General features: G+C 57.5%; 19 protein-coding genes. 4 read left to right on the top strand and 15 right to left on the bottom strand.

Features of this window, described 5'->3' with window-relative positions; genetic code table 11:
- Nucleotides 1-3: 3 nt before the first annotated feature.
- From tatA to KF947_RS06515, 11 genes are all read right to left on the bottom strand, one after another.
- Nucleotides 4-282, bottom strand: a complete 279-nt coding sequence (tatA, locus tag KF947_RS06565; RefSeq protein WP_133732106.1) for a Sec-independent protein translocase subunit TatA — start codon at nucleotides 280-282, stop codon at nucleotides 4-6.
- A 139-nt stretch (nucleotides 283-421) separates the two neighbouring features.
- Nucleotides 422-796, bottom strand: coding sequence for a phosphoribosyl-ATP diphosphatase (locus KF947_RS06560; RefSeq protein WP_133732107.1), 375 nt, complete (start codon nucleotides 794-796; stop codon nucleotides 422-424).
- Between the two features lie 31 nt (nucleotides 797-827).
- A complete protein-coding gene (gene ubiB / locus KF947_RS06555; protein WP_133732108.1) occupies nucleotides 828-2,450 on the bottom strand; it encodes a ubiquinone biosynthesis regulatory protein kinase UbiB in 1,623 nt (540 codons plus the stop codon).
- Nucleotides 2,447-3,103: an SCP2 domain-containing protein gene (locus KF947_RS06550; RefSeq protein ID WP_223288102.1), complete on the bottom strand. Its 657-nt coding sequence runs from the start codon at nucleotides 3,101-3,103 to the stop codon at nucleotides 2,447-2,449. The genes ubiB and KF947_RS06550 overlap by 4 nt, the downstream gene beginning before the upstream one ends.
- A gap of 37 nt (nucleotides 3,104-3,140) precedes the next feature.
- A complete protein-coding gene (ubiE, locus tag KF947_RS06545; RefSeq protein ID WP_009287442.1) occupies nucleotides 3,141-3,896 on the bottom strand; it encodes a bifunctional demethylmenaquinone methyltransferase/2-methoxy-6-polyprenyl-1,4-benzoquinol methylase UbiE in 756 nt (251 codons plus the stop codon).
- Nucleotides 3,897-4,044: 148 nt separating this feature from the next.
- The gene (locus KF947_RS06540) at nucleotides 4,045-4,428 is read right to left on the bottom strand and encodes a gamma-butyrobetaine hydroxylase-like domain-containing protein (protein ID WP_133732109.1); all 384 of its coding nucleotides are present in this window, start codon (nucleotides 4,426-4,428) and stop codon (nucleotides 4,045-4,047) included.
- 112 nt (nucleotides 4,429-4,540) lie between these two features.
- On the bottom strand, nucleotides 4,541-5,863 hold the full coding sequence (gene hslU / locus KF947_RS06535; protein WP_133732110.1) for an ATP-dependent protease ATPase subunit HslU: 1,323 nt from the start codon (nucleotides 5,861-5,863) through the stop codon (nucleotides 4,541-4,543).
- Nucleotides 5,864-5,914: 51 nt separating this feature from the next.
- A complete protein-coding gene (hslV, locus tag KF947_RS06530; RefSeq protein WP_007113850.1) occupies nucleotides 5,915-6,448 on the bottom strand; it encodes an ATP-dependent protease subunit HslV in 534 nt (177 codons plus the stop codon).
- 138 nt (nucleotides 6,449-6,586) lie between these two features.
- Nucleotides 6,587-7,318 (bottom strand): SPOR domain-containing protein, encoded by a 732-nt coding sequence (locus KF947_RS06525; protein WP_227405766.1) that lies wholly within the window; start codon nucleotides 7,316-7,318, stop codon nucleotides 6,587-6,589.
- A 3-nt stretch (nucleotides 7,319-7,321) separates the two neighbouring features.
- Nucleotides 7,322-9,007, bottom strand: coding sequence for an arginine--tRNA ligase (gene argS, locus KF947_RS06520; protein WP_133732112.1), 1,686 nt, complete (start codon nucleotides 9,005-9,007; stop codon nucleotides 7,322-7,324).
- A gap of 355 nt (nucleotides 9,008-9,362) precedes the next feature.
- Entirely contained in the window at nucleotides 9,363-11,552 is a 2,190-nt protein-coding gene (locus KF947_RS06515; protein ID WP_223288100.1) for a primosomal protein N', read from the bottom strand.
- A 265-nt stretch (nucleotides 11,553-11,817) separates the two neighbouring features.
- Here KF947_RS06515 and rpmE point away from each other — a divergent pair, with 265 nt between their 5' ends.
- Nucleotides 11,818-12,033, top strand: coding sequence for a 50S ribosomal protein L31 (rpmE, locus tag KF947_RS06510; protein WP_081742600.1), 216 nt, complete (start codon nucleotides 11,818-11,820; stop codon nucleotides 12,031-12,033).
- A 356-nt stretch (nucleotides 12,034-12,389) separates the two neighbouring features.
- Entirely contained in the window at nucleotides 12,390-13,661 is a 1,272-nt protein-coding gene (locus tag KF947_RS06505) for a malic enzyme-like NAD(P)-binding protein (protein WP_227405765.1), read from the top strand.
- Nucleotides 13,662-13,729: 68 nt separating this feature from the next.
- Here the strand turns inward: KF947_RS06505 and KF947_RS06500 are convergent, their stop codons facing one another.
- On the bottom strand, nucleotides 13,730-14,548 hold the full coding sequence (locus KF947_RS06500; RefSeq protein WP_227405764.1) for an acyl-CoA thioesterase: 819 nt from the start codon (nucleotides 14,546-14,548) through the stop codon (nucleotides 13,730-13,732).
- Between the two features lie 113 nt (nucleotides 14,549-14,661).
- Between KF947_RS06500 and tadA the strand changes: the two genes are divergently transcribed.
- On the top strand, nucleotides 14,662-15,129 hold the full coding sequence (gene tadA / locus KF947_RS06495) for a tRNA adenosine(34) deaminase TadA (protein ID WP_133732116.1): 468 nt from the start codon (nucleotides 14,662-14,664) through the stop codon (nucleotides 15,127-15,129).
- Between the two features lie 3 nt (nucleotides 15,130-15,132).
- On the opposite strand, the gene KF947_RS06490 is transcribed toward tadA, so the two are convergent.
- Together KF947_RS06490 and mltF are read right to left on the bottom strand one after the other, a co-directional pair.
- The gene (locus KF947_RS06490) at nucleotides 15,133-17,091 is read right to left on the bottom strand and encodes a diguanylate cyclase domain-containing protein (protein ID WP_227405763.1); all 1,959 of its coding nucleotides are present in this window, start codon (nucleotides 17,089-17,091) and stop codon (nucleotides 15,133-15,135) included.
- A gap of 12 nt (nucleotides 17,092-17,103) precedes the next feature.
- Nucleotides 17,104-18,567, bottom strand: coding sequence for a membrane-bound lytic murein transglycosylase MltF (gene mltF / locus KF947_RS06485; RefSeq protein ID WP_133732118.1), 1,464 nt, complete (start codon nucleotides 18,565-18,567; stop codon nucleotides 17,104-17,106).
- A gap of 184 nt (nucleotides 18,568-18,751) precedes the next feature.
- On the opposite strand from mltF, the gene purL reads away from it, so the two are divergent.
- On the top strand, nucleotides 18,752-22,702 hold the full coding sequence (gene purL / locus KF947_RS06480) for a phosphoribosylformylglycinamidine synthase (RefSeq protein ID WP_133732119.1): 3,951 nt from the start codon (nucleotides 18,752-18,754) through the stop codon (nucleotides 22,700-22,702).
- A 98-nt stretch (nucleotides 22,703-22,800) separates the two neighbouring features.
- Here purL and KF947_RS06475 read toward each other — a convergent pair whose 3' ends face one another.
- Nucleotides 22,801-23,040 carry a hypothetical protein gene (locus tag KF947_RS06475; protein ID WP_133732120.1) on the bottom strand — a complete coding sequence of 80 codons (240 nt, stop codon included), beginning with the start codon at nucleotides 23,038-23,040 and terminating at the stop codon, nucleotides 22,801-22,803.
- Between the last annotated feature and the right edge of the window lie 41 nt (nucleotides 23,041-23,081).

Raw genomic sequence — 23,081 nt, 5'->3', positions numbered from 1 at the left:
GGTTTATTTGCGCTCTTCGTTGCGGTCGTGGGCGGCCTGTTTCTCTTCAGCTTGAACGTCGTAAGTGTTGCCCGGCTCGTCATGGCTCACTTTGGCATGGGGCTGGTCGGCGTCCTCTTTGTCCGCGTCTTTATTTTTCTCCTCATCGTGCATGGCTTTCTTGAAGCCTTTGACAGCCCCGCCTAGGTCGGTGCCCACGTTACGCAGTTTTTTGGTGCCGAAAACCAGAATGATGATGCCCAGCACAATCAGCAACTGCCAAATACTAATACCACCTAACATATGCGTTTCCTCATGGGAGCAGGTTAACAATCAATTGAGTGCTATCTCTTTTACCACTGAGCAAGTGAATACGAGCCCAATGGCTAGGAGCAGTACTACAGTACGCGCGTTACCACTATGCGACAGCCATTTGTGGCAACTAAGGCTGGCGAGCGGCTTTTTCCTCGTGTCCGGAAATGCCGAAGCGCCGGGCCAGTTCGTCTAAAACGGCCTGATGATCCATTCCCAGGTGCGACAGCATCACCAAGCTATGAAACCACAGGTCGGCGGTTTCAGAAATCAACGCTTGGCGATCAGCCTCGCTACCATGCTCGGCATCTTTTGCCGCAAGCACTGTTTCTGTCGCTTCCTCGCCCACCTTTTCGAGTATCTTGTTCAAACCCTTATGATGCAAGGAGGCAACATAAGATTCTTCTGCCGCTGCATGGCGCCGTTGCTTTAACACCTCATTGAGCGTACCCAGTACATCGGTATGGCTAGTCGAATTGTTAGGCGATAATGCGTTGCTGTCCATGGGAATCCTTGTAAACGTTGAGTGCGTCACTCTATTGCCACACCAGCAGCAGTAGGCCAATGGCTGCGGCCGCGAGTATCGGCCACTCTTGAAGCGCAATCCAACCGCTTAATGGCTGCCAAGCCAGTGCCAGCGCCAGTAGAATAAGGCCAAGCCGAAGGCGGTAGAGGCGTTTTCCCTGGCGCGCCATCTGCACGCGCATGGCGTTGATCGAGTCGACCTGCTGGTGGCGCTGGCGATGCTCATGCTCCATACGGCTTAGCGCCTGATGAGCCAGTACGGGCAGTTCGGGCAATTGATGCGAAAGCTCCGGCGCCTGGCGCTTTAACGACTCCCATAAACCGCTGACCCCGGCACGCTCTTTCATCCACTGCTCTAAATAGGGCTTGGCGGTGCTCCACAGGTCTAAATCTGGGTAGAGCTGGCGGCCCAGACCTTCAATATTGAGCAGCGTCTTTTGCAACAATACCAGCTGCGGCTGCACTTCCATATTAAAGCGTCGTGCGGTTTGAAACAGTCCTAATAACACCTGGCCGAAGGAAATATCTTTCAACGGCTTCTCTAAAATCGGTTCACAAACGGTGCGAATCGCTGCCGCGAACTCATTAGCGCGGGTGTTCTCACCCACCCAGCCGGATTCAATATGCAGTGCAGCGACTTCGTAATAGTCCTGGTGGAAAAACGCCAGTAGGTTACGCGCCAAGTAGTCCTGATCTTCCCGGGTCAGGCTGCCCACAATGCCGCAGTCGATGGCAATGTACTGGGGATCTTCGGGGTTGTCACAGTTGACGAAGATATTACCCGGGTGCATATCCGCGTGAAAGAAGTTGTCGCGGAATACCTGGGTAAAGAAAAGCTCGACGCCGCGTTCGGCAAGCTTCTTCAAATTAGTGCCACGAGCAATCAGGGTATCTAAATCGGCGACCGGAATACCGCGAATGCGCTCTTGCACCATCACATGGCGGCGGGTGAAGGGCCAGTAGATGGTGGGTACAAACAGCAGCGGTGAGTCTTTAAAGTTACGCTTGAGCTGCGAGGTGTTGGCGGCCTCTTTGTAGAGATCCAGCTCGTCAAATAGCGTGGCTTCGTAGTCGCGAATGACTTCCACCGGACGCAGGCGACGCGCCTCGGGGATTTTGGAGAATAGCTTGGCAACTTGGTACATCAGTGCCATATCCTGACGCATCACGCGATCAATGCCGGGGCGAATAATTTTTACCACCACGTCCTCACCGCCGTGGAGCCTTGCCGCGTGCACCTGGGCAATCGACGCCGAGGCCAGTGGCACTCGGTCAAACTCAGCAAAGGCCTCTTCCAGCGACATTTCCAGGGCTTTCTCGACGCGAGCGGCGGCTTGATCACCGGGAAAAGGCGGCACCTGATCCTGAAGACGCTTTAGCTCATCGGCGATATCTGCTGGTAGCAGGTCGCGACGGGTCGAGAGCATTTGGCCAAATTTAATAAAAATCGGCCCTAACGCCTCTAGTGACAAGCGCAGACGTTCGCCCCGTGAGCGTTTGCCAACGGGGATAAGACGTAGCGGAGAGAACCATAGCAGCGCCCGAAGCCACCAGGGCAATCGCTCTAGCGGCAGCAGTGTGTCCAGTCTATGGCGGCTGATCACCCAACTTATCCGCAGCAGACGCAGGCTCATGGGCGCGACTCCTGCGGCGCGGGCTGAAGCTGTTCTAGCCGGCGCTGTAAACGGTTTAAACGTGCTTCCAGGCGATCGGTCGCCACCTCTAACTCGGTCAGGTGCTCGCGGAGCAGGCTACGCTGCTGCGGCCCTGGCAGCAGGCGTGCCTCTTCAAAGACATATTCAGACACATCCTGCATCAGCTCGTCTTTGGCGCGCAGCCCCCAACGGGCAGTGCGCCGCAGGCCCTCGGCCAGGGAGTGGGCGGGCATATCGCCCAGCCAGCGGGCCAGCTCGCTCTCCCAGTCGATGTCCAGGTCGAAGAGCAGGTCTCGAGTGGCTTCAAGCAGATGAATACGCCCGCGCACGGCCAGCTTGCCGTCAAACATAAGGCGCTCAATCGAAGCACCGCTGATCCACTCGGAAAACGTTTCCGGGGTGAGCTCGACCACTGCATCTACGTCGGTTTCATCAACATCATCGCCGCGCATCAGGTCGAGCCCGGCGTAATGGTAGTGAATGACCAGCGCTAAGTGAGGCTGCTCAAGGCGCACCAGTAGACGGCTGCCCGCCAGTGCCGCTAGCCGTGCGGGGGCCGCAGGGTCGCGGGCGAGTAGGGCGTTGAGCGTGCGTTCACAACCGGCCAGCAGCAGGGTCGGGGTTACCAGCATGCTGACCTCTTGGCAGGAGACATCAGGTTGCAAACCGTCATAGCTTAATGCCGCGGTGTAGAGCGACGATACCGCCGGTGAGATTGGTGTACTCAACCCGCTCAAGCCCTGCCTCTTCCATCATGGCTTTGAGCGTTTCCTGATCCGGGTGCATGCGAATCGACTCCGCCAGGTAGCGGTAGCTGTCGCCATCCCCCGCCACTAGTTCGCCCATTTTGGGCAGCAGGCGGAAAGAGTACTCATCGTAGGCCTTGGAGAGCAGCGGATTGTTGGGTTTGGAGAACTCCAGCACCAGCAGGCGACCACCCGGCTTGAGCACCCGGGCCATGGAGCGCAGCGCGGCGTCTTTGTCGGTGACGTTGCGTAGGCCAAAGGCAATGGTAATGCAGTCGAAGCTGTTATCGGGAAACGGCAGGCTTTCAGCATTGGCTTGAACATACTCGACGTTGCCGCCTACGCCGTTATCCATCAGTTTGTCGCGGCCCACTTTGAGCATTGAGGCGTTGATGTCGGCCAGTACGACTTTGCCCCGGGGGCCAACCAAACGGGAGAACTTAAGCGTTAAATCCCCCGTGCCGCCCGCGATATCCAGTACGTGGTGGCCTGGGCGCACCCCTGCGCGTTCAATGGTAAGGCGTTTCCAAACTCGGTGTATGCCCATGGACATCAGGTCGTTCATCACATCGTAGCGGGCAGCCACGGAGTGAAAAACATCGGCCACTCGCGAGGCTTTTTCATCAACAGGAACTTCTTGAAAACCAAAGTCAGTGGTGCGTTTTTCTGTGGGGCTCATTGGGCAGTAGCTCCCGAATTCGAGGCGGTGGCAAATCGGCCTTAGGTCTTTTGACCTTAAGCCCGACGCGATTAAAAGTTAACGCCATTGTAGCCTTGTCCACCCAGCCTTGTCTGCCTGGCTTCTTGTATAGGGCTGAGTCAGGTAGTCACAGTTGCTTGAATTGAATGCTGGCGGGCTCACGTGAGGCACCGGCCTCTTTTAAGCGTTGCAAGTAGTTGTTCCAGTAAGCTTCCTGATGGGTTGCCAGGTCATACAGATAGTTCCAGCTAAACAGCCCGCTGTCGTGGCCATCGTCAAAGTGCAGTTTCAGCGCGTAGTTGCCTGCCTGAGTAATATTTTGCAGGCCGACATCTTTTTTACCCACTTGCAGTACCGCCGTGTCACCACCGTGGCCGCGCACTTCGGCGGAAGGTGAATAGACGCGTAACAACTCGACCGGGAGGTGAAAACTCTCCCCATTGGCGTAGCCAAGTTCCAGTTCGCGGTTCTGCTTGTGGTAGTGAACCCGAGTGGGGGTAGGGGCATTCATGATGAGACCTCATCGCTAAGTATCCATGGCTTACGAACATAGCAGCAAGCCCGCCAAGAGCGGGCTTGCTGTTGCTGACGCTACCAGTGCTGATAATAACGGCAGACGTAGCTTATAAAATATACCGCGACAGATCTTCGTCGACCGCCAGTTCGCCAAGCTGCGCATTGACGTAGTCGCCGTCAATCACCAGCGGGCTCTCCATATCGCCGCCTCGGAAAGAGGCTTCCTCTAACAGCCGCTCCATCACCGTGTGCAGGCGGCGGGCGCCGATATTTTCAGTGCCTTCGTTTACCTGCCAGGAGATCTGCGCGATGCGCTCGATTCCGTCGGGGGTGAACTCAACGTCCAGCCCCTCGGTGGCCAGCAGCGCCTGATACTGCTTGGTCAACGAGGCAGAGGGCTCGGTGAGGATGCGCTTAAAGTCGTTGGGCGTTAGCGCGTCAAGCTCAACCCGGATCGGCAAGCGGCCCTGTAGCTCTGGAATCAGATCCGACGGGCGCGACAGGTGGAAGGCACCGGAGGCGATAAACAGAATGTGATCGGTCTTTACCATGCCGTACTTGGTCGAGACGGTGGAGCCCTCAATCAGTGGCAGCAGGTCACGCTGGACGCCCTCACGGGAGACTTCGCCACCGCTGGACTGGCCGCTGCCCTTGGCGACTTTATCGATCTCATCCAGGAACACGATACCGTGTTGCTCGACCGAGTAGACCGCGCGGGATTTGATCTCTTCTTCGTTGACCAGCTTGCCCGCTTCTTCATCGCGTAGCAGTACCAGCGCCTCTTTGACCGTTACGCGGCGGTTTTCACGCTTCTGCTGGCCCATATTGGAGAACATGCTCTGCAGCTGGCTGGTCATCTCTTCCATGCCTGGCGGCGTCATGATATCGATGCCGGGGCCCTGGGAGGCGATTTCGATATCAATCTCTTTATCGTCCAGCTGCCCTTCACGAAGCTTCTTGCGGAAGGTCTGGCGGGTACCGCTCTCTTCTCGCGGCTTATCTTCCTGACCCCGTGGCGGCGGCAGCAGGGCATCCAGTACGCGGTCTTCTGCAGCATCTTCGGCGCGGTGGCTAACTTCCTCTTTGGCCTGCTCGCGCACCATCTTGATCGCCGCTTCCATGAGATCGCGAATAATCGACTCAACATCACGGCCCACATAACCAACTTCGGTAAACTTGGTCGCTTCGACTTTAATAAACGGGGCTTTGGCCAGTTTGGCCAGGCGGCGGGCAATCTCGGTTTTACCCACACCTGTGGGGCCAATCATCAAAATATTTTTGGGGGTGACTTCTGGGCGCAGGTCGTCATCGAGCTGCATACGGCGCCAGCGGTTACGCAGAGCGATTGCAACGGCGCGTTTGGCATCCTGCTGGCCAATAATGTACTGGTCTAGAGCGTGAACAATTTCGCGGGGTGTCATCTGAGTCATATAAGTAACCTTAGTGTGCAATGAGCGGCGTTAGGGGATCGCGTAAGCTGATTAGCGATCGTCAATCGACAGCTCTTCGAGGGTCACGTGGTGGTTGGTGAATACACAGATATCACCAGCGATCGAAAGCGACTTCTCGGTGATTTCACGCGCTGACAGCTCGGTGTTTTCCAGTAGCGCTCGGGCACTGGCTTGGGCGAAGTTGCCGCCAGAGCCAATGGCAATAATGCCGCGCTCGGGTTCGACTACGTCACCGTTACCGGTAATGATCAGCGAGGCGCTGTGATCTGCAACGGCGAGCAGCGCTTCCAGGCGGCGCAGCGCCCGGTCAGTGCGCCAATCTTTGGCAAGTTCCACCGCTGCCTTGGTCAAATGGCCTTGATATTTTTCAAGCTGTGCTTCAAAGCGCTCAAACAGGGTGAACGCATCCGCCGTGCCACCCGCAAACCCGGCCAGTACCTTGCCGCGGTAGAGGCGGCGAACTTTGCTGGCGTTACCCTTCATTACGGTATTGCCCAGCGATACTTGGCCGTCGCCAGCGAGGGCGACCTGATTACCACGACGAACGGAGACAATAGTGGTCATGGAGATAACTCCTTGGGGGAGGCGAACTCCCGATGACTGGCAGGCCACTCAATAAGCGACCATTGTTTAAGCGTTCACAACAAAATGCGGGCGGCTGATAAAAAATCAACCGCCCGCAGGGTATTCCAGGAGGGAATATTAGTTTTGCAGTTGGATAAGCAGGGGCTCGATACCTTGGGTATTCATTAAATCCTGGGCCCGGTTCAACTCCCGGGTGTCCTCGTAAGGCCCCACTTGTACCCGGTGCCAGGTATTGCCATCCGCCTGTACTTCGCTGATTTCCGCCAGCAGGCTTAAATTGCGCAGTCGGCCGCGCAGCTGTTCGGCATCACTTGCCTCTCGAAATGAGGCCGCCTGAAGCATATAGCGCCCTGGGGTATTGGTGGCTGTCTCATTCTCTTGGGCTGCCGATACCTGATCTTCAGGCCGGGTATTGGCAGCAATGACCTGGGCAATAGGGTCGTCGCTTGCAGCGCCCGCATCGCTATCAGCTGTTTGTTCAGGAGCCTCCGGGCGCACAACGCTTGACGGCAGAGTGACGCCGGGGGCAATGACCTCGGTTTCCGGCAGCAGGGTATAAAACTCAAACGTCGGCATCGAAGGTTCGGCGGCTTCTTCGGTTTCCCGAGCGGCGGCGCGCTCTTCGCTACCCGAGGGCTTGGGTAGCACCGTGGCCTGAGGCGTTTCACTCGGCTGCTCTTGCCAGGGGGCGGTGCCGTGCTGGTGCTGAGCCAGAAAGAAACCTGCCGCCATACCGGCAAGACCCCACAGCCAGCCGGGGAGGCGAAAGCCCCCGCCTGAACTGCGGCTGGACTTGCGCTGCGAGGTGGCTCCGCGGCGGGGGGCGGGCTTTTTGCGCGGGCTAGCCATTGCTTACATCTCCTCTGGGGCGCTAACCCCCATTAAATCAAGCCCGTTGCGAAGCACTTGACGGGTGGCGAGGCCCAGCGCCAGACGCGTATTGCGTAGGGTGTCGTCCTCGACCATCACTTTGACGGCGTTGTAGCAGGTGTGGAAGTCGCCGGAAAGGTCGAGCAAATACTGGGCAACCTGCTGGGGCTCGCGGTTTCTGGCGGCGGTTTCCACGACTTCAGGGAAGCGCGCTAGCCGGTTAAGTACGGCTTTCTCCTGGTCGCTGTCCAGCAGCGCTAGGTTGGCCAGTGCCAAGGCGTGATCAAACGGTTGGTCAGCATCCTGGGCCTTGCGCAGCATGCTGCAGACCCGGGCATGGGCGTACTGGATGTAGTAGACCGGGTTGTCATTTGACTGGGAGCGGGCCAGGTCGATGTCAAAGGTGAGCTGTGAGTCCGCGCGGCGAGCGGCGAGGAAGAAGCGCGTGGCATCACGGCCCACTTCGTCGATCAAGTCGCGCACGGTGACATAGCTGCCCGCGCGCTTGGAGAGTTTTACCTCGACGCCTGAACGGGTGACCATGACCATCTGGTGGAGCACGTAGTCGGGCCAGCCTTTGGGAATACCGACTTCCAGCGCCTGCAAACCGGCGCGTACGCGGGTGACGGTGGAGTGGTGGTCGGCACCCTGTTCGTTGATCACGGTTTTGAAACCGCGCTGCCACTTGTCCAGGTGGTAGGCCACATCGGGGAGGAAATAGGTGTAGCCACCGTCCTGTTTGCGCATCACGCGGTCTTTGTCATCACCGAAGTCGGTGGTGCGTAGCCACATGGCGCCATCTTCTTCATAGGTGTGGCCCGCGTTCACCAGCTTTTCAACGGTGGCGTCCACCTTGCCATCTTCATAGAGTGAGGACTCTAGGAAATAGACGTCAAACTCCACGCCGAAGGCTTTTAGATCCAGATCCTGTTCGCGACGCAGCCACGCCACGGCAAACTCTTGAATGGCGGCTAAATCATCCGGGTCTTTTTTGGCGGTGACTTCGCGGTCATCGGCACTTACTGTTTTACCTGCCAGGTAGTCGTTGGCCACATCGACGATATACTCGCCTCGATAGCCATCTTCTGGCCAGCTATCGTCGTCAGGGCCAAAGCCTTTCACCCGGGCTTGTACAGAACGCGCGAGGTTGGCGATCTGGGCACCCGCGTCGTTGTAGTAGAACTCGCGGGTGACATCAAAACCGGTGGCTTCGAGCAGGCGGCATAGGCAGTCGCCTATGGCCGCGCCCCGGCCGTGACCTACGTGCAGCGGGCCGGTGGGGTTGGCGGAAACGAACTCGACTTGAACCTTCTCGCCTTTGCCCACCATGCTGCGGCCAAAGGTGTCGCCGCAGTCGAGCACCTGGGCAACGATTTGCGCCGCGGCATCGGCGGCGGCGAAAAAGTTGATAAAGCCGGGCCCCGCAATCTCGGTTTTTTGGATAGCGTCGCTTTCGGGTAGCGCGGCTACCAGCGCGTTGGCTAATTCGCGCGGATTTTGACCTGCCGGTTTGGCCAGCATCAGCGCCAAGTTGGTGGCGTAATCGCCGTGGGCCTTGTCTTTGGTAGGATCCACTTTGATGGTGGGCTGAAGGTCGTTTGGCAGCACGCCTTGGTGCTTGAGCGCGGTGACCGCGCCTTCGAGCAGAGAAACTATCGTATCTTTCATGTGGGTATCCGGTTACGTCTGTGGCGTGCATCTGTACGAGGTGTGCCAACAAGGCGGCTATTATCGGCTCTTCGTCAATTATTTCTGCCAGCCTGATAACTGAGCTGTGGGAGGTAGCTTTAGCTCGCGACTATTTAGCCTGATAGCCTTGAGGGTGCCTGTGGCACCCATCGCCCGCTGAAGCGGCCTCCCACAACATATAGTTGGCATAGTGTTTCGATCTGAACCGTGAGACATAAAATGGCCAATTAATCTTAAGCCCACGCTAGATGACGAATAGGCCTATTATCGGCAATTGAGCCGCAGTTTCAAAGGCGTGTTGCTAAACAAGTACCAAGAGATAAAGAGATAAGCGCTACGCGAGGGTTTGTGGGTCGATATCAATCGACCAGCGTACCTTGCGTGCCTCGCGATTGGCTTCCAGCCACTGCACCAGCCAGCTAACGGCCGGGTGTAGTTGGCTGCGCTTATCGGCTGCCAGCATAACGTGTAAATGGTAGCGGTTCTGGCGTCTTTCCATCGGTGCGGGCACCGGCCCCAGGCAGCGGGTGGCTACGCCGGACTCTTTTAGCCACTGGCGTAGGGCTTGGGCTGCCTGTTGCGCCAGCGCCAAAGCGGCCTCCTCCTTGGGGCTTTCGATGCGTAGCAGCGCCATAAAACAGAACGGCGGCAGCTGGGAAATGCGTCGCTCTTCCAGCATGTTGCGTGCGAGCGCCCCGTAGCCGTGTTCAGCCAACTGGCCCAAGTGAGGGTCGTCGGGGTGCAGGGTTTGCACCAGTACTCGGCCTGGGTGGGCGGCGCGACCGGCACGGCCCGCCACCTGTTCAAGTAGTTGGGCGCTGTGCTCCAGAGCGCGAAAGTCAGCGGCGTAGAGGCCGCCGTCGGCATTGACCACCACGACAAGTGTGACGTGGGGTAGGTGGTGCCCTTTGGCGAGCATTTGAGTGCCGACCAGTACGCAGGGTTCGCCGCGTTGGATCTCTTTGAGTACCTGTTCAAAACTATCCTTTCGCCGGGTGCTATCCCGGTCGATGCGGTGGATAGTGGTTTTCGGGAACAGCGTTTGCAGCGTCTCTTCGGTGCGTTCTGTGCCGCTACCCAAGGCCCGCAGATCGCCGCTGCCGCACTCGGGGCAAGCGTCCGGCAGGGCGCGGCGGCTATCGCAGTGGTGGCAAGCCAGTAGGGGAGGCTGGCGGTGTAGCGTCATGCGCGCATCGCACTGATGGCAATCGGCCATCCAGCCGCAGGCGTGGCAGGCAAGTGTCGGTGCAAAGCCGCGCCGATTGATAAAAATCAGCACCTGCTTACCAGCGCTCAAGGTGCTTTTAATCGCTTTGATGGCAGCGGGCAACAGGCCGCCCTGACGGCGCTGATGGCGTAGATCAATCAGTTCCAGTTTAGCTGGCGGGTGCTGGCTGGGGCGCTGGGTCAGGCGCAGATGGCGATAGGCGCCGCTAAGCGCCTGGTGCAGGCTCTCCAGGGAGGGGGTGGCACTGCCCATCAGCAGTGGAATTTTATGGTAGTGGGCTCGCGCCACGGCTAAATCGCGGGCGTGGTAGCGCAAACCGTCGTGCTGTTTGTAGGAGCCGTCGTGCTCCTCATCGACAATAATCGCGCCGGGGTTGGCCAGCGGGGTGAAAATCGCCGAGCGGGTGCCGATGATAATCAGCGCCCGGCCGCTGGTGGCGGCTTCCCACACGTCTAGTCGCTCGGGGTCGGTGAGACCTGAGTGCAGCGCCACCACGGGTACCCGAAAGCGGCTTCTAAAGCGGGCGAGCGTTTGTGGTGTTAAACCAATTTCCGGCACTAATACCAGCGACTGCTTGCCCTTGGCGGCGATTGCTTCAATAAGCTGCAGATAGACTTCCGTTTTGCCGCTGCCGGTGACGCCTTCGAGCAAGCAGGGGTGGTAGCCATCGAGCTTCTCATGCAGTGCGGCTAGCGCTGTCGCCTGTTCACGGTTAAGGGGGAGAGCCGGCGTTGCCAGTAAGTTGCCGCTGGGGGGCGTTGGGGCAGTGAGAATGTGTTCCTGGCTGGATGCCAGGCCTTTCTTCTCCAGCGCTAACAGCTGGTCGCGGGCAAAACCGTGGGCGCTAACCGCTCGGCCTGGCAGCCCATGAGGATGTTGGCGCAGCAGCGCATACAGCTCGGCTTGCTTGGGCGCTCGGCTGAGCATTTCTTCTGCGCCTTCGCCTTGGGCAAGCCAGAGGGTCTGGGTACGACCCGCCATGGGGTGCCCCTGGCGAAGCCGCGCAGGCATGGCATGGTGCAAGGTGTCGCCTAGGCTGTGCTGATAGTAACGGGCGGCGAAGCGGCATAGCCACAGCCAATCTTCCGGCAACGGGGCATCATCCAGCGCTTCACTGATACTACGCAGTTGGCTGCGCGGAAGGTCGCTGCGGTCTGCTAGTTCGACGACCACGCCGACGACTTCGCGCCGCCCAAAGGGCACCCGCACTCGCAGCCCCGGCTGCCAGCCGCAGGGGGGAGCTTCCCTGGATGGCAGGTAGTCGAACAGGCGGCGCAGCGGCGAAGGCAGGGCCACTTTGAGCACTTGACCGAGTGCTTGAGAAGGTCTTTGAGACGGTCTATGCGAAGATGCCTGTGAAGAAAAAGAGTCAGCCAATTGGCCTCCGGCGTTAGTTTTGCTAGAATATGCGACCGCTCTGAATCCTAACGATCTTTACCGATCCATTTGTAAAGACCTATCGTAACGACAGAGCGGCTAACCGGTTAGTCGTTTTTTCCAAACCCGTATGCGGTACCTGGCACGAGATCAGGTGGCGGCATATAGCTTCGTGAGGCTCGAAATGAGACAAGGTATTCACCCGAATTACAACACGGTCACCGCCAGCTGTTCTTGCGGCGCCACTTTCCAAGTAGGCACGACCTCTGGTCAAGACTTCTCTTTGGATGTGTGCTCTAACTGCCACCCGTTCTACACTGGTAAGCAGAAGCAAGCGACCACTGGTGGCCGCGTAGAGCGCTTCAACAAGCGCTTCGGCGCTGCTGTTAAGCGCGGCTAATCCCAGTCGGATAGCCATATCGCCAGCATGCCTGTTCATATCAGGTTATTCCTATAAGGCTATGCTCGCGCAAAACCCACGCCCCGGCGTGGGTTTTTTGTTAATGGGGTATACTTGCTGCATGAGCCGTATGTGGAAAATTTTTCCATAAATGCTGTGATGCAGCAATAAGTAAAGCGTTATGAGCAAAGGCTATTTGCATAAGTTTCTGCAAATAGTGGCTAAAAGTGACGAATGTGAAGGGAAAATTCAGTTAAACGAGCGTTTTGTCGTAAGTTGACGGCGCGCTTGAGGCGCTATGGTTTTTTCTATATTCTGACGCGACTTATCTACTTTATGTTAACTGGACTCTGACCATGACGGATGCAAATAAGCAGGCTGCTTTGGATTATCACGCGAAACCGATTCCCGGTAAGCTTTCGGTGGAGTTGACCAAACCCACCGCGACTGCACGGGATTTGGCGCTGGCGTATAGCCCAGGCGTGGCTGAGCCAGTGCGTGAAATTGCCCGGGAAGCTGAAAATGCCTACCGTTATACCGGTAAAGGTAACCTGGTCGCGGTTATTTCCGATGGCAGCGCTATTCTTGGTCTGGGTAATCTTGGCCCGCTAGCCAGCAAGCCGGTGATGGAAGGGAAAGGCGTGCTGTTCAAGTGCTTTGCTGGCATCAACTCAGTGGATATCGAAGTGGATGCGGAGAGCCCGCAGGCGTTTATCGATACCGTCGCGCGCATTGCCGATACCTGGGGCGGCATCAACCTTGAAGACATCAAGGCGCCGGAGTGTTTTGAAATTGAGAAAGCGCTGATTGAACGCTGCAGCATCCCGGTCTTCCACGATGACCAGCACGGCACCGCAATTGTGACAGCAGCCGGCATGCTTAATGCCTTGGATATCGCTGGCAAAAAAATTGAGAACGTCAAAATCGTTTGCATGGGTGCAGGGGCGGCGGCGATTGCCTGTATGCGGCTGCTGGTCTCCTGTGGTGCAAGTAAAGAGAACTTGATAATGCTGGATCGGCGTGGCGTTATTCATACCGATCGCGAAGGTATCAATGAATATAAGGCTGAATTCGCCCGCGATACAGAGATGCGCACCTTAGACGATGCCATCGACAACGCTGACGTCTTTATCGGCCTGTCAGGCCCGGGGCTGCTCTCTGCTGAGCAGGTGAAGAAAATGGCGCCTGACCCGGTGATTTTTGCCTGCACCAACCCGGATCCGGAAATTCACCCTGACGTTGCCCGGGAAGTGCGCCCTGATGTGATCATGGCCACCGGCCGTTCGGACTTTCCCAACCAGGTCAACAACGTGCTGGGCTTCCCGTTTATCTTCCGCGGCGCTTTGGATGTTCGCGCCACGCGGATTAATGAAGAGATGAAGCTGGCCGCGGTGCATGCCTTGAAAGACCTGGCCCGTGAGCCGGTTCCTCAGGAAGTGCTGGACGCCTACGAGCGCACCGAAATGAGCTTTGGCCGCGAGTACATCATTCCCACGCCGGTCGATATCAGACTGCTGGCACGTGTCTCTTCGGCGGTAGCGCAAGCCGCGGTTGATTCTGGTGTCGCCCGTAAGCCTTTCCCTGCACACTACCCGCTGCAGTCAATTAACGACGTCTATGGCGACTAAATCGCTGCGCTCTCGCCATTACTTACGCCCGCTTCTTGCGGGCGTAAGTGTTTTGAGAGACTGCCTATTTAGTTTTGTGAATAGCGCGTTAGCCCTTCCTGAGCGGTGGAGGCCACTAAGCGGCCATCGCGGCTGTAAATATGCCCCCGCGCCAGCCCGCGGGCGCCGCCTGCCCAGGGTGAATCGATAACGTATAATAGCCAGTCGTCCAGGCGGGTGTCCTGGTGGAGCCACAGGGCATGGTCAAGGCTGGCGATGCGCAGCTTGGGGTCTCGGTACTCAATGCCATGGGGAATCAGGCTGGTGGTCAGCAGATTGAAGTCAGAAGCATAAGATAGCAGATGGCGGTGCAACGCCGGGTCGTCTGGCAGCGTGCCGGAAAGACGAAACCATAAGCATTGGCCTGCAGGTGTGCCGTGGTCAGGGTTGCCGGGTAAATGTACAAACTCAATGGGGTGGCCGGGAAAGCGGTCGTGCTTGGCCTCGCCGTTTTCGATTAACGCTTCCGGTGTTGGCACATCCGGCATGGCGCGCTGATGGCTAAAGCTTGCCTCTTCGCTTTGAAAAGAGGCGCTGCAGAAGAAGATCGGCCGGCCCTTTTGAATGGCGGTGACGCGACGAGTGGTGAAGCTGCCGCCATCGCGAATGGTATCCACTTGATAAACAACGGGACGGTGGGGGTCACCAGGGCGCAGAAAATAGCCGTGTTGAGAGTGCGGTTGACGCTCAATGGGTACTGTGCGTGCGGCGGCTGCAAGCGCTTGGCCGAGTACCTGGCCACCATAGAGCTGAGGAAAGCCTAGATCCTGACTCTGGCCACGATATAGCGTCTCTTCCAGCGTTTCTAGCTCCAGTAACGCTACCAGTTTATTCAGCGCGTCTGTCATTCTCGGTATCCTTGCGGCTGTCTCAATCGAATGCTGTCGATGAAAGTGAGTTGCTAGGACAGGGGGCAACCCTTTCATACGATCGTTTAGCTACCTTAGCGGAGTTTACGTTTATGCGCAGCGATGAATTTTACATGTACCGGGCGCTTGACCAAGCCCACTTGGCCGCTGCGGCAGGTGAGGTGCCCGTAGGGGCGGTTGTTGTCGATGCGCAGGGGGAAATCATTGGCGTTGGTTACAATGCCCCGGTGGCCAGCTGCGACCCTAGCGGCCACGCGGAAGTTCGTGCGCTGCGCGAGGCGGGGCAGCAGCAGGGTAACTATCGTCTGGAGGGCTGCACCCTATTTGTTACCTTAGAGCCGTGCATGATGTGCGCAGGGGCGATGATACATGCACGTCTAGCCCGTTTGGTTTACGGTGCTGCTGAGCCTCGGGCGGGAATGGTCGAATCCAAAGCTAACCTGTTGGCGCAGCCGTGGTTTAACCATCAGGTGTCGGTGACTGGCGGGGTGTTGGCATCGGCTTCGCAAAAATTGCTAAAAAGCTTTTTTGCCGCGCGGCGAGAGTTGGCCGGTAAGTAGGCGTTAAGCCCCTTCTGTGGTATTGCGTTCACCGCACTCGACGCGGTTGCGGCCGTTGTGCTTGGCGCGGTAAAGCGCTTCGTCGGCGGCTTGCATCATGCGCGCAAGATCAACGTTTTCAGGGTGACTGATGGTCACGATCCCGGCGCTTAAAGTGAGTGGCTTGCCGTCGGCATGTGAGAGGCTTGAGGCAGCCAATTTTTGACGCAGCTCATCCGCCACTTGAAACGCTGATGGCTGGTGGTGGCTGGGTAACCAGGCAACAAACTCCTCTCCACCATAGCGGGCAAAGATGCCGCCATATTGCTCGATATGTGATTTGCCCAGTTGTGCAAAAAAGAGTAAATGCTCGTCGCCAACTAAGTGGCCCAATTGATCGTTGATTCGTTTGAAATAGTCGATATCGAACAATACAAGACTGATGGGTCGTACCCCCTGCAAGGCTTCGACCTGTTCTAAAAAGTGTCGTCGGTTAGCAATACCGGTTAACTCATCGTGGCGCGCCAGCCATTCGACCTCCTGCTGCAACTTACTGCGTTGGTGTATCTCCTGCTGCAGATGAATGTTGCTGTTCTGCATGGCGCTGTGCTGCTGCCCCAGGCGCTGAAAGGTATACAGCACGAGATAGAGTAAATACGTCAGTATTAGCCCAGTAACCAAACTGATCGTAGGCAGGCGTGAAAGCTGGCTGACGAGGTATTCCCAGCGCGGTTGATAGGAGAGCGTAAGCGTTTTATCCAATAAATTGACCGGGTAGTCGTATGCCCAGGGGCCTGGGAGGGTAGCGTCTCCGTGGTGTGCTAGCAGTTTAGTTCCGTCGTGCCAACGGACCACTCCCTCCTCGGCAGGCAGTTGGGCAAACAGCGTTTCCGCGAACATCGGGAAACTCACCGCCATCGCCGCTGCGCCTAAAGGGACGCCCTGCGCATTGAGTACCGGGAAGTAGTGGATGACGCCTGGATCACCCTGGAGTAGTTCAATCACATCGGTACTGCCCTCTTGCTGCCCCCGGAGTGCTGGTTCAAGTACGTCTCGCCCTGCCGGTTGAACGTCAAAAAGGTGTCGTCCCAAGAGGCTTAAGTTGGGCGTGTTAATGGGGTACACGTGGCGTATGACGCTGTCAGGCGTGATGAAGGCAATATTGATTAAATAGGTAAAGTCCTGGCGGTACCCCGCCGCTTGATCCGTCCACTGCTGGGAAGTCGGTAGCGTCGTTTGTAGTTGCCAAATGCGGGCGAAACCGCGCATGGCATTTAAGTGGGTCTCAATCTCTTGGGAGAGCTGGTGGGTCGCTTGCAGTGCGCGCGCTTCAACCTGCTGATACAGCGTTTGTTCGGCCTCATTGTGCAGTTTCTCCCAGAGTAGCAGTACCGCAACGAGCAACCCACAGGCTGGCCAAAGAGCTTTGGTCAAACTGCGTTTGCCGCGCCAGTGTGGAGTTGACTGCAGATATTGCCCAAGCAGCACTATGCCCAGGGTGAGCAGACTAGGCCAGTCTGCCTCATAGCGCAGCAGGGGGGTAAATGCTTGGCTGCTGGCAGCGAGCTGTAAACCTATGAGTAGCAGAGTTGCGACCAGCAGTAGCGGTGCGCCTAAGCGGGCACGCTGGTGGAGCAGTATCGACAAGGCGCTCAGTTGAAGAGCCAGGGTCATTAGTAGCGGCGCGCGGAAACTTTCAAACGTGGCGGGATGCGCCCAGGAGACCAGTGCTTGCCAGTTAGCGGTGGTAACCCAGTTTTCCGGGGTTAAGTAGCTTATAAACCCTGGCAACAGTAAACCAATAGCGCTACTGCACAGCAGGTAGGTGAGCCAACGATAACCACTCAGCGTACTCAGCTGGGCTAGCGCCACAAGCATCAGCGCGATAGAGCTAATATTAGGATGAAGCGCTACAAGTGTAACGGCACAAAAGGCAGCAATAATCGGTAGCCAATGTGCAGCACGAGCAATGGGAAAAGGCATTGCATCCTCACGTTAATTAAGCGGCGGCACAAGCTCGAACAATAGCAGCGGATCATCGTTGACAGGCGTTTGTTCTAGTTGGAAAAACTGCTGGCGGCTACGCTCAACATACTCAATCATTTCGTAGTAGCGGCGGATATTGCGAACGTATATCACCGGCTCGCCACCTCTGGCGTAGCCGTGACGCGTTTGGCTATGCCATTCACGCTGCTGTAACAGGGGGAGCGCAGCGCGAACATCCACCCAGCTGTCGGGGTTGCCACCGCGCATTTCAGCAATCTTGCGAGCGTCGTATAAATGACCAAGGCCCACATTATAGGCAGCCATGGCCATAAACAGGCGGTCGTCACCGGTGATGCTTTCTGGTAGGCGCTCCTTGATGCTGCGTAAATAGCGGGCACCGCCATCAATGCTCTGGGCCGGATCTGTACGGTCACTGACGCCCATCTCGCTTGCGGTGGGATTGGTCAGCATCATCAAACCGCGCACCCCGGTTGGCGAGACTGCATCCGGATCCCAGTGAGACTCCTGGTAGCCCACGGCTGCTAGTAATTTCCAATCAAACCCTGTTTCCCGAGCAGACTGTTGAAAAAGGTCTGTGTAACGAGGTAGGCGCGCGTCCAGGTGATCAAGAAAGGTGCGAGTGCCGACATACTCTAAATAGTCATCATGGCCAAAATAGCGGCTTACCAGCCGATCCAGTGTGCCGCTCTCCTGCAGGTCTTGTAGAAAATGATTAGCGGCTTCAAGGAGTCCCAAACCTCGACCACTGGGCACCGCCCACGCCATGGAGAGTGGATCACCGAGAATAAAGCCACGCTCTACGTTAGGGAAAAACAGCCGATTTAAGCGGAACTGGTGTTCAAAAATAACCGCTGCGTCCAAAGTGCCATTCTCAACCCGGGCGAGTAGTTCGGCCACCTCCAACTCATGGGACTCTTTCCAGCTCAACGTTGGGTGGCGATTCTGAAGGTCGCGCAGTGCTTCGCTGGTGCCCGCTTCGCTAAGCGTACCAAGCTCCAGGCCGACCAGGTCGCTCGGTTCACTAATACCATTAAGGCCGCGCCGGTATACCACCAGCGGCTGCATTTGAATAATCGGTCGGGTGTAGTAAATGCCGGAAGGGTTGGGGAGTAGAGGTAGCGCTGCCGCGCCCAGATCGCCGCTCTCCCGGACCGCCGGCAGCACGCTTTCAGGGTGGTGGCGAGCGTTAAGGTTAAGACTTACCCCAAGGTAGTCAGCAAAGCGGTGCATCAGCTCGTACTCAAAGCCGGTAGGGCCTTGGCGACCCTCGTAATAAGTAGTAGGTGTATTGCGGGTATGAACGGTAATAAAATCTTTTGCAGTGATCTGCGTCAGGTGCTCGCCGGGGGGAGTCAGGGAGAGCGTCGGGACCAGCGACAAAAGCATAATCGCTATCAGCGCATAATAAGCGCTGGCGCAGGCTACAAAATGTCGGCAAATCAACGTCAGCATGGCGTCTTGTCGGCATGAAACAAGCTGCCACGATACCCAGCCAGGGGCAGGCTGTCACCTTGTTGATTTCGTGTGGCGGCTGGTTTCCAGTATCATAGGCTATTTTCGGCACCATAAAAGCATGGTCGCATAGCGGCCCGGTGATTTCCCTGCTCGAATTTCCCTGCTCTAGAGGCTTCTGGATATGCTCGAACTGCGAGGCGCGCCCGCCCTTTCTGCCTTCCGTCATGCTCGGCTGTTAACGGTGCTGCGTGAACGTGTTCCCGAGGTGGAAGCGCTGTCTGCCCACTATGTTCATTTTATCGATGTTCACTCCCATGACCGCCGCGACGAGTTAGATGACGCTGCCCACGAACGTTTGGTGCAGTTACTGGATTACGGTACTCACTCAAACGTAGAGGTTCCTGAGCGTGCTCAGCGCTTTTTGGTGGTGCCGCGTCTAGGTACCCAGTCGCCCTGGTCGTCGAAAGCCACCGATATCGCCCACAACTGTGGCTTGCTCCAAATTAGCCGCATCGAGCGCGGCATCGATTACCGGGTCAGCTTCACCGCTATGCCGGACGAAGAGAGTTTGGGCGCGCTGGCTGCACTGCTGCACGACCGTATGACCGAAACCGTGCTAGCCGATGCCTCGGACGCCGCTAAGTTGTTTACCCAGCACGAGCCGGCACCGCTGGGCAGTGTGGATATTCTTGAGGGGGGGCGTGACGCGCTGGCAACGGCCAACCAGGCGCTGGGGCTGGCGCTGGCAGAAGATGAAATCGACTATCTTGTCGATGCTTTCAATGAGCTGGGGCGTAACCCCAGCGACGTTGAGCTGATGATGTTTGCTCAAGCTAACTCTGAGCACTGCCGTCACAAAATCTTTAACGCCGATTGGGTGATCGACGGCGAGCTGCAGAGCCACTCGCTTTTCAAGATGATCAAGAATACCTTTGCATCGTCGCCGGACAACGTCTTATCGGCTTACAGCGACAATGCCGCCGTGATCAAGGGCAGCCAAGCCGGGCGTTTCTTTGCCACGCCGCTGACAGGCGCTGACGACGAGCGTGCACTCTACGCCACTCATCAGGAACCCATTCATATCCTGATGAAAGTAGAGACCCACAACCACCCTACCGCGATCGCCCCTTTCCCGGGGGCGGCGACCGGCTCCGGTGGTGAAATCCGTGACGAAGGTGCTACCGGCATTGGCGGCAAGCCTAAAGCGGGCCTTTCAGGCTATACCGTTTCCAATCTACGCATCCCTGAGTTCGTACAGCCCTGGGAGGCGTTTGATTACGGCAAGCCCGAGCGGATGCAGTCGGCGCTCAATATTATGCTCGATGGCCCCATCGGGGGCGCTGCGTTTAATAATGAGTTTGGTCGACCCAATTTAACCGGCTACTTCCGCACCTACGAGCAGGAGTCGCTTAACGAGGGCGGCATCGAGCGTCGCGGCTTCCATAAGCCGATTATGCTCGCCGGCGGTTACGGCAATATTCGCGCCCACCATGTTCAGAAGGGCGATATCCCCGTCGGCGGCAAGCTGATTGTGATGGGTGGCCCGGCGATGTTGATTGGCTTGGGCGGCGGGGCAGCCTCCAGCATGTCATCCGGCACATCCAGCGCCGATTTGGATTTTGCTTCGGTACAGCGTGAGAATCCTGAGATTGAACGCCGTGCTCAAGAAGTGATCGACCGCTGCTGGGCGCTGGGTGATCATAACCCGATCCGCTTTATCCACGATGTGGGCGCGGGTGGGCTTTCCAATGCGCTGCCGGAGCTGGTCAAAGACGGTAACCGTGGCGGCCGCTTTGATCTGCGCGCAGTACCTAACGCGGAGCCGGGCATGAGCCCGCTGGAGATCTGGTGTAACGAAGCGCAAGAGCGCTACGTACTTGCGGTTGCACCCGAGGATTTGGACACCTTTGACGCGCTTTGTAAGCGCGAGCGCTGCCCCTATGCGGTCGTCGGCGAAGCGCTGGAAGCACACCACCTTGAAGTGCGCGACGGCCACTTTGACAGCAAGCCGGTGGATTTGCCGATGAGTGTACTGTTTGGCAAAGCGCCCAAGATGCAGCGCGAATTTGAGCGTCACGACCCTGAGCTTTCCGGTGTAATGCTGGATAACCTTGACTTGCGTGAAGCGCTGGATCGGGTGCTGCGTCTGCCCACAGTGGCCTCCAAAAGCTTCCTGATCACCATTGGCGATCGCTCGATCACCGGCCAGGTGGCTCGCGACCAGATGGTTGGCCCCTGGCAGGTGCCGGTAGCCGATGTGGCGGTGACCACGGCAAGCTTTGATACCCACACCGGTGAAGCCATGGCCATGGGGGAGCGTCCGCCGGTCGCCTTGATCAACCCTGCGGCCAGCGCTCGCTTAGCGGTTGCCGAAGCGATTACCAATTTGGCGGCAGCACCGATTGCCAAGCTGAGCGATATCAAGCTCTCCGCTAACTGGATGAGCGCGGCGGATCACCCAGGTGAAAATCAGGCCCTTTACGATGCGGTATATGCGGTAGGTATGGAAATGTGCCCGGCGCTGGGCATTGCGATTCCGGTGGGCAAAGACTCCATGTCGATGCGCACTTCCTGGGTCGATGAGAAAGAGGAGGGTGAACACGAAGACAAAAGCGTCACCTCGCCGCTTTCGCTAGTGGTGACCGGTTTTGCCCCGGTGACCAACGCCCTGGCGACGCTCACGCCGCAGATCAATCTGGATCAAGACGAGTCGGATTTGATTTTGATCGACCTGGGCAACGGTCAGAATCGGTTGGGTGGCTCCGCTTTGGCCCAGGTGTATGGCCAGGTGGGCAATGACTGCCCTGATGTGGACGACCCGGAAGATATCAAAGCGTTCTTCGAAGTTATTCAGGGTTTGAACCGCGACGGCAAGCTGCTGGCGTATCATGACCGTAGCGACGGCGGCCTGCTGGTAACGCTGCTGGAAATGGCCTTTGCTGCCCACGCAGGGCTTGAGATCAAGCTCGACTGGATGATCGACGAGCCAGTGGAGGCGTTGAACGCGCTATTCTCGGAAGAGCTGGGTGCCGTGATTCAGGTCAATCGTGAACACACTGAAGAGGTGCTGGCGCAGTTTGCCGTGGCAGGTATCGAAACCTGCGGCGTTATCGCCCGCCCGCGTTACGATGACCAAGTGCGCGTCACACTGTTTGAAGAGCCCTTGCTGGAAACCACCCGCCAGCTTACCCAGCGTACCTGGGCAGAAACCAGTTACCGTATGCAGGCGCTGCGCGACAACCCCGAATGCGCCAAGAACGAATACGACAATCTGCTCGATATCCGCGACCCGGGGCTATCTGTCACGCCCACCTTCGATATTAATGAAGATATCAGCGCGCCGTTCGTTAACACTGCCAAGCCTGCCATGGCCGTGCTACGTGAGCAGGGCGTCAATGGCCAGGTAGAAATGGCCTGGGCTTTCGATAAGGCCGGGTTTGAGGCAGTGGATGTGCATATGAGCGACATCCTGGAAGGACGCGTTTCGCTGGAAGAGTTCAAAGGGCTTGTGGCCTGCGGTGGCTTCTCCTACGGCGACGTGCTCGGCGCAGGCGGTGGCTGGGCCAAGTCGGTGCTGTTTAATGAGCGCGCCCAGGAGCAGTTTGCGGCCTTCTTCGCCCGTGAAGATAGTTTCTCGCTGGGCGTATGCAACGGTTGCCAAATGCTCTCGCAGTTGAAATCGCTAATTCCTGGCGCTGAAAACTGGCCGACTTTCGTGCGCAACGAATCCGAGCAGTTTGAGGCGCGGGTTTCGATGGTGCGGGTTGAAAAGAGTCCCTCGATTCTGCTGGCCGGTATGGAAGGCTCTCAGTTGCCTATCGCCGTTGCTCATGGTGAAGGGCAGGCGGAGTTCCGCGACAGCGCTCATCTGCGCAGCATGCAGTCGAGTAACCAAATCGCCCTGCGCTACATCGATAACTACGGCCAGGCGACCACGCGCTACCCGGCAAACCCTAACGGCTCGCCTGCGGGCATTACCGGCCTGACCACGCCGGATGGCCGGGTGACCATTATGATGCCCCACCCCGAGCGCGTTGCTCGAGCGGTCACCAACTCCTGGCGCCCGGCAGAGTGGACTGAAGATGGCGCCTGGCTGCGGCTATTCCGCAACGCTCGGGTGTGGCTCAACTGATTCCAGTAATGCTCCCGATAGTGCGTTGGGCCTAAGCGCCCATGCTAACGGCGGATTTTTTCCGCCGTTAGCAGTTACGCGAGTCGTGACAACAGTCATTAAGAGTGCCGCTGGGGAGCGCTAGCCGGAGTTTTATCAGCTCCTTCGGGCGGCAATCCTAGTTTAGCCTCCAGCGTTTCAAGCTCTAACCGGTAGCGCTCAACGAGGTATTCAAAGCGCCCAAAATCATGTCCGCAATCCATGCAGAACACATGGGCTTTGCCACGCCGCGTGGCGGGAAGGCGTTTTAAGCGACTGCTGCATTCCGGGCACTCAGGGCTGAAATGGTTGGTAGTCATGGCTCACCTCACTATTCTCTTCTCGCTGATAAACATTGCGA

It is taken from the genome of Halomonas sp. FeN2 (genome assembly GCF_020595105.1).
In the GTDB taxonomy this organism is placed as follows: Bacteria; Pseudomonadota; Gammaproteobacteria; order Pseudomonadales; family Halomonadaceae; genus Vreelandella; species Vreelandella neptunia.
Note: the sequence above shows the minus strand (reverse complement) of the source record. Positions and strands in the feature narration are given on the sequence as shown.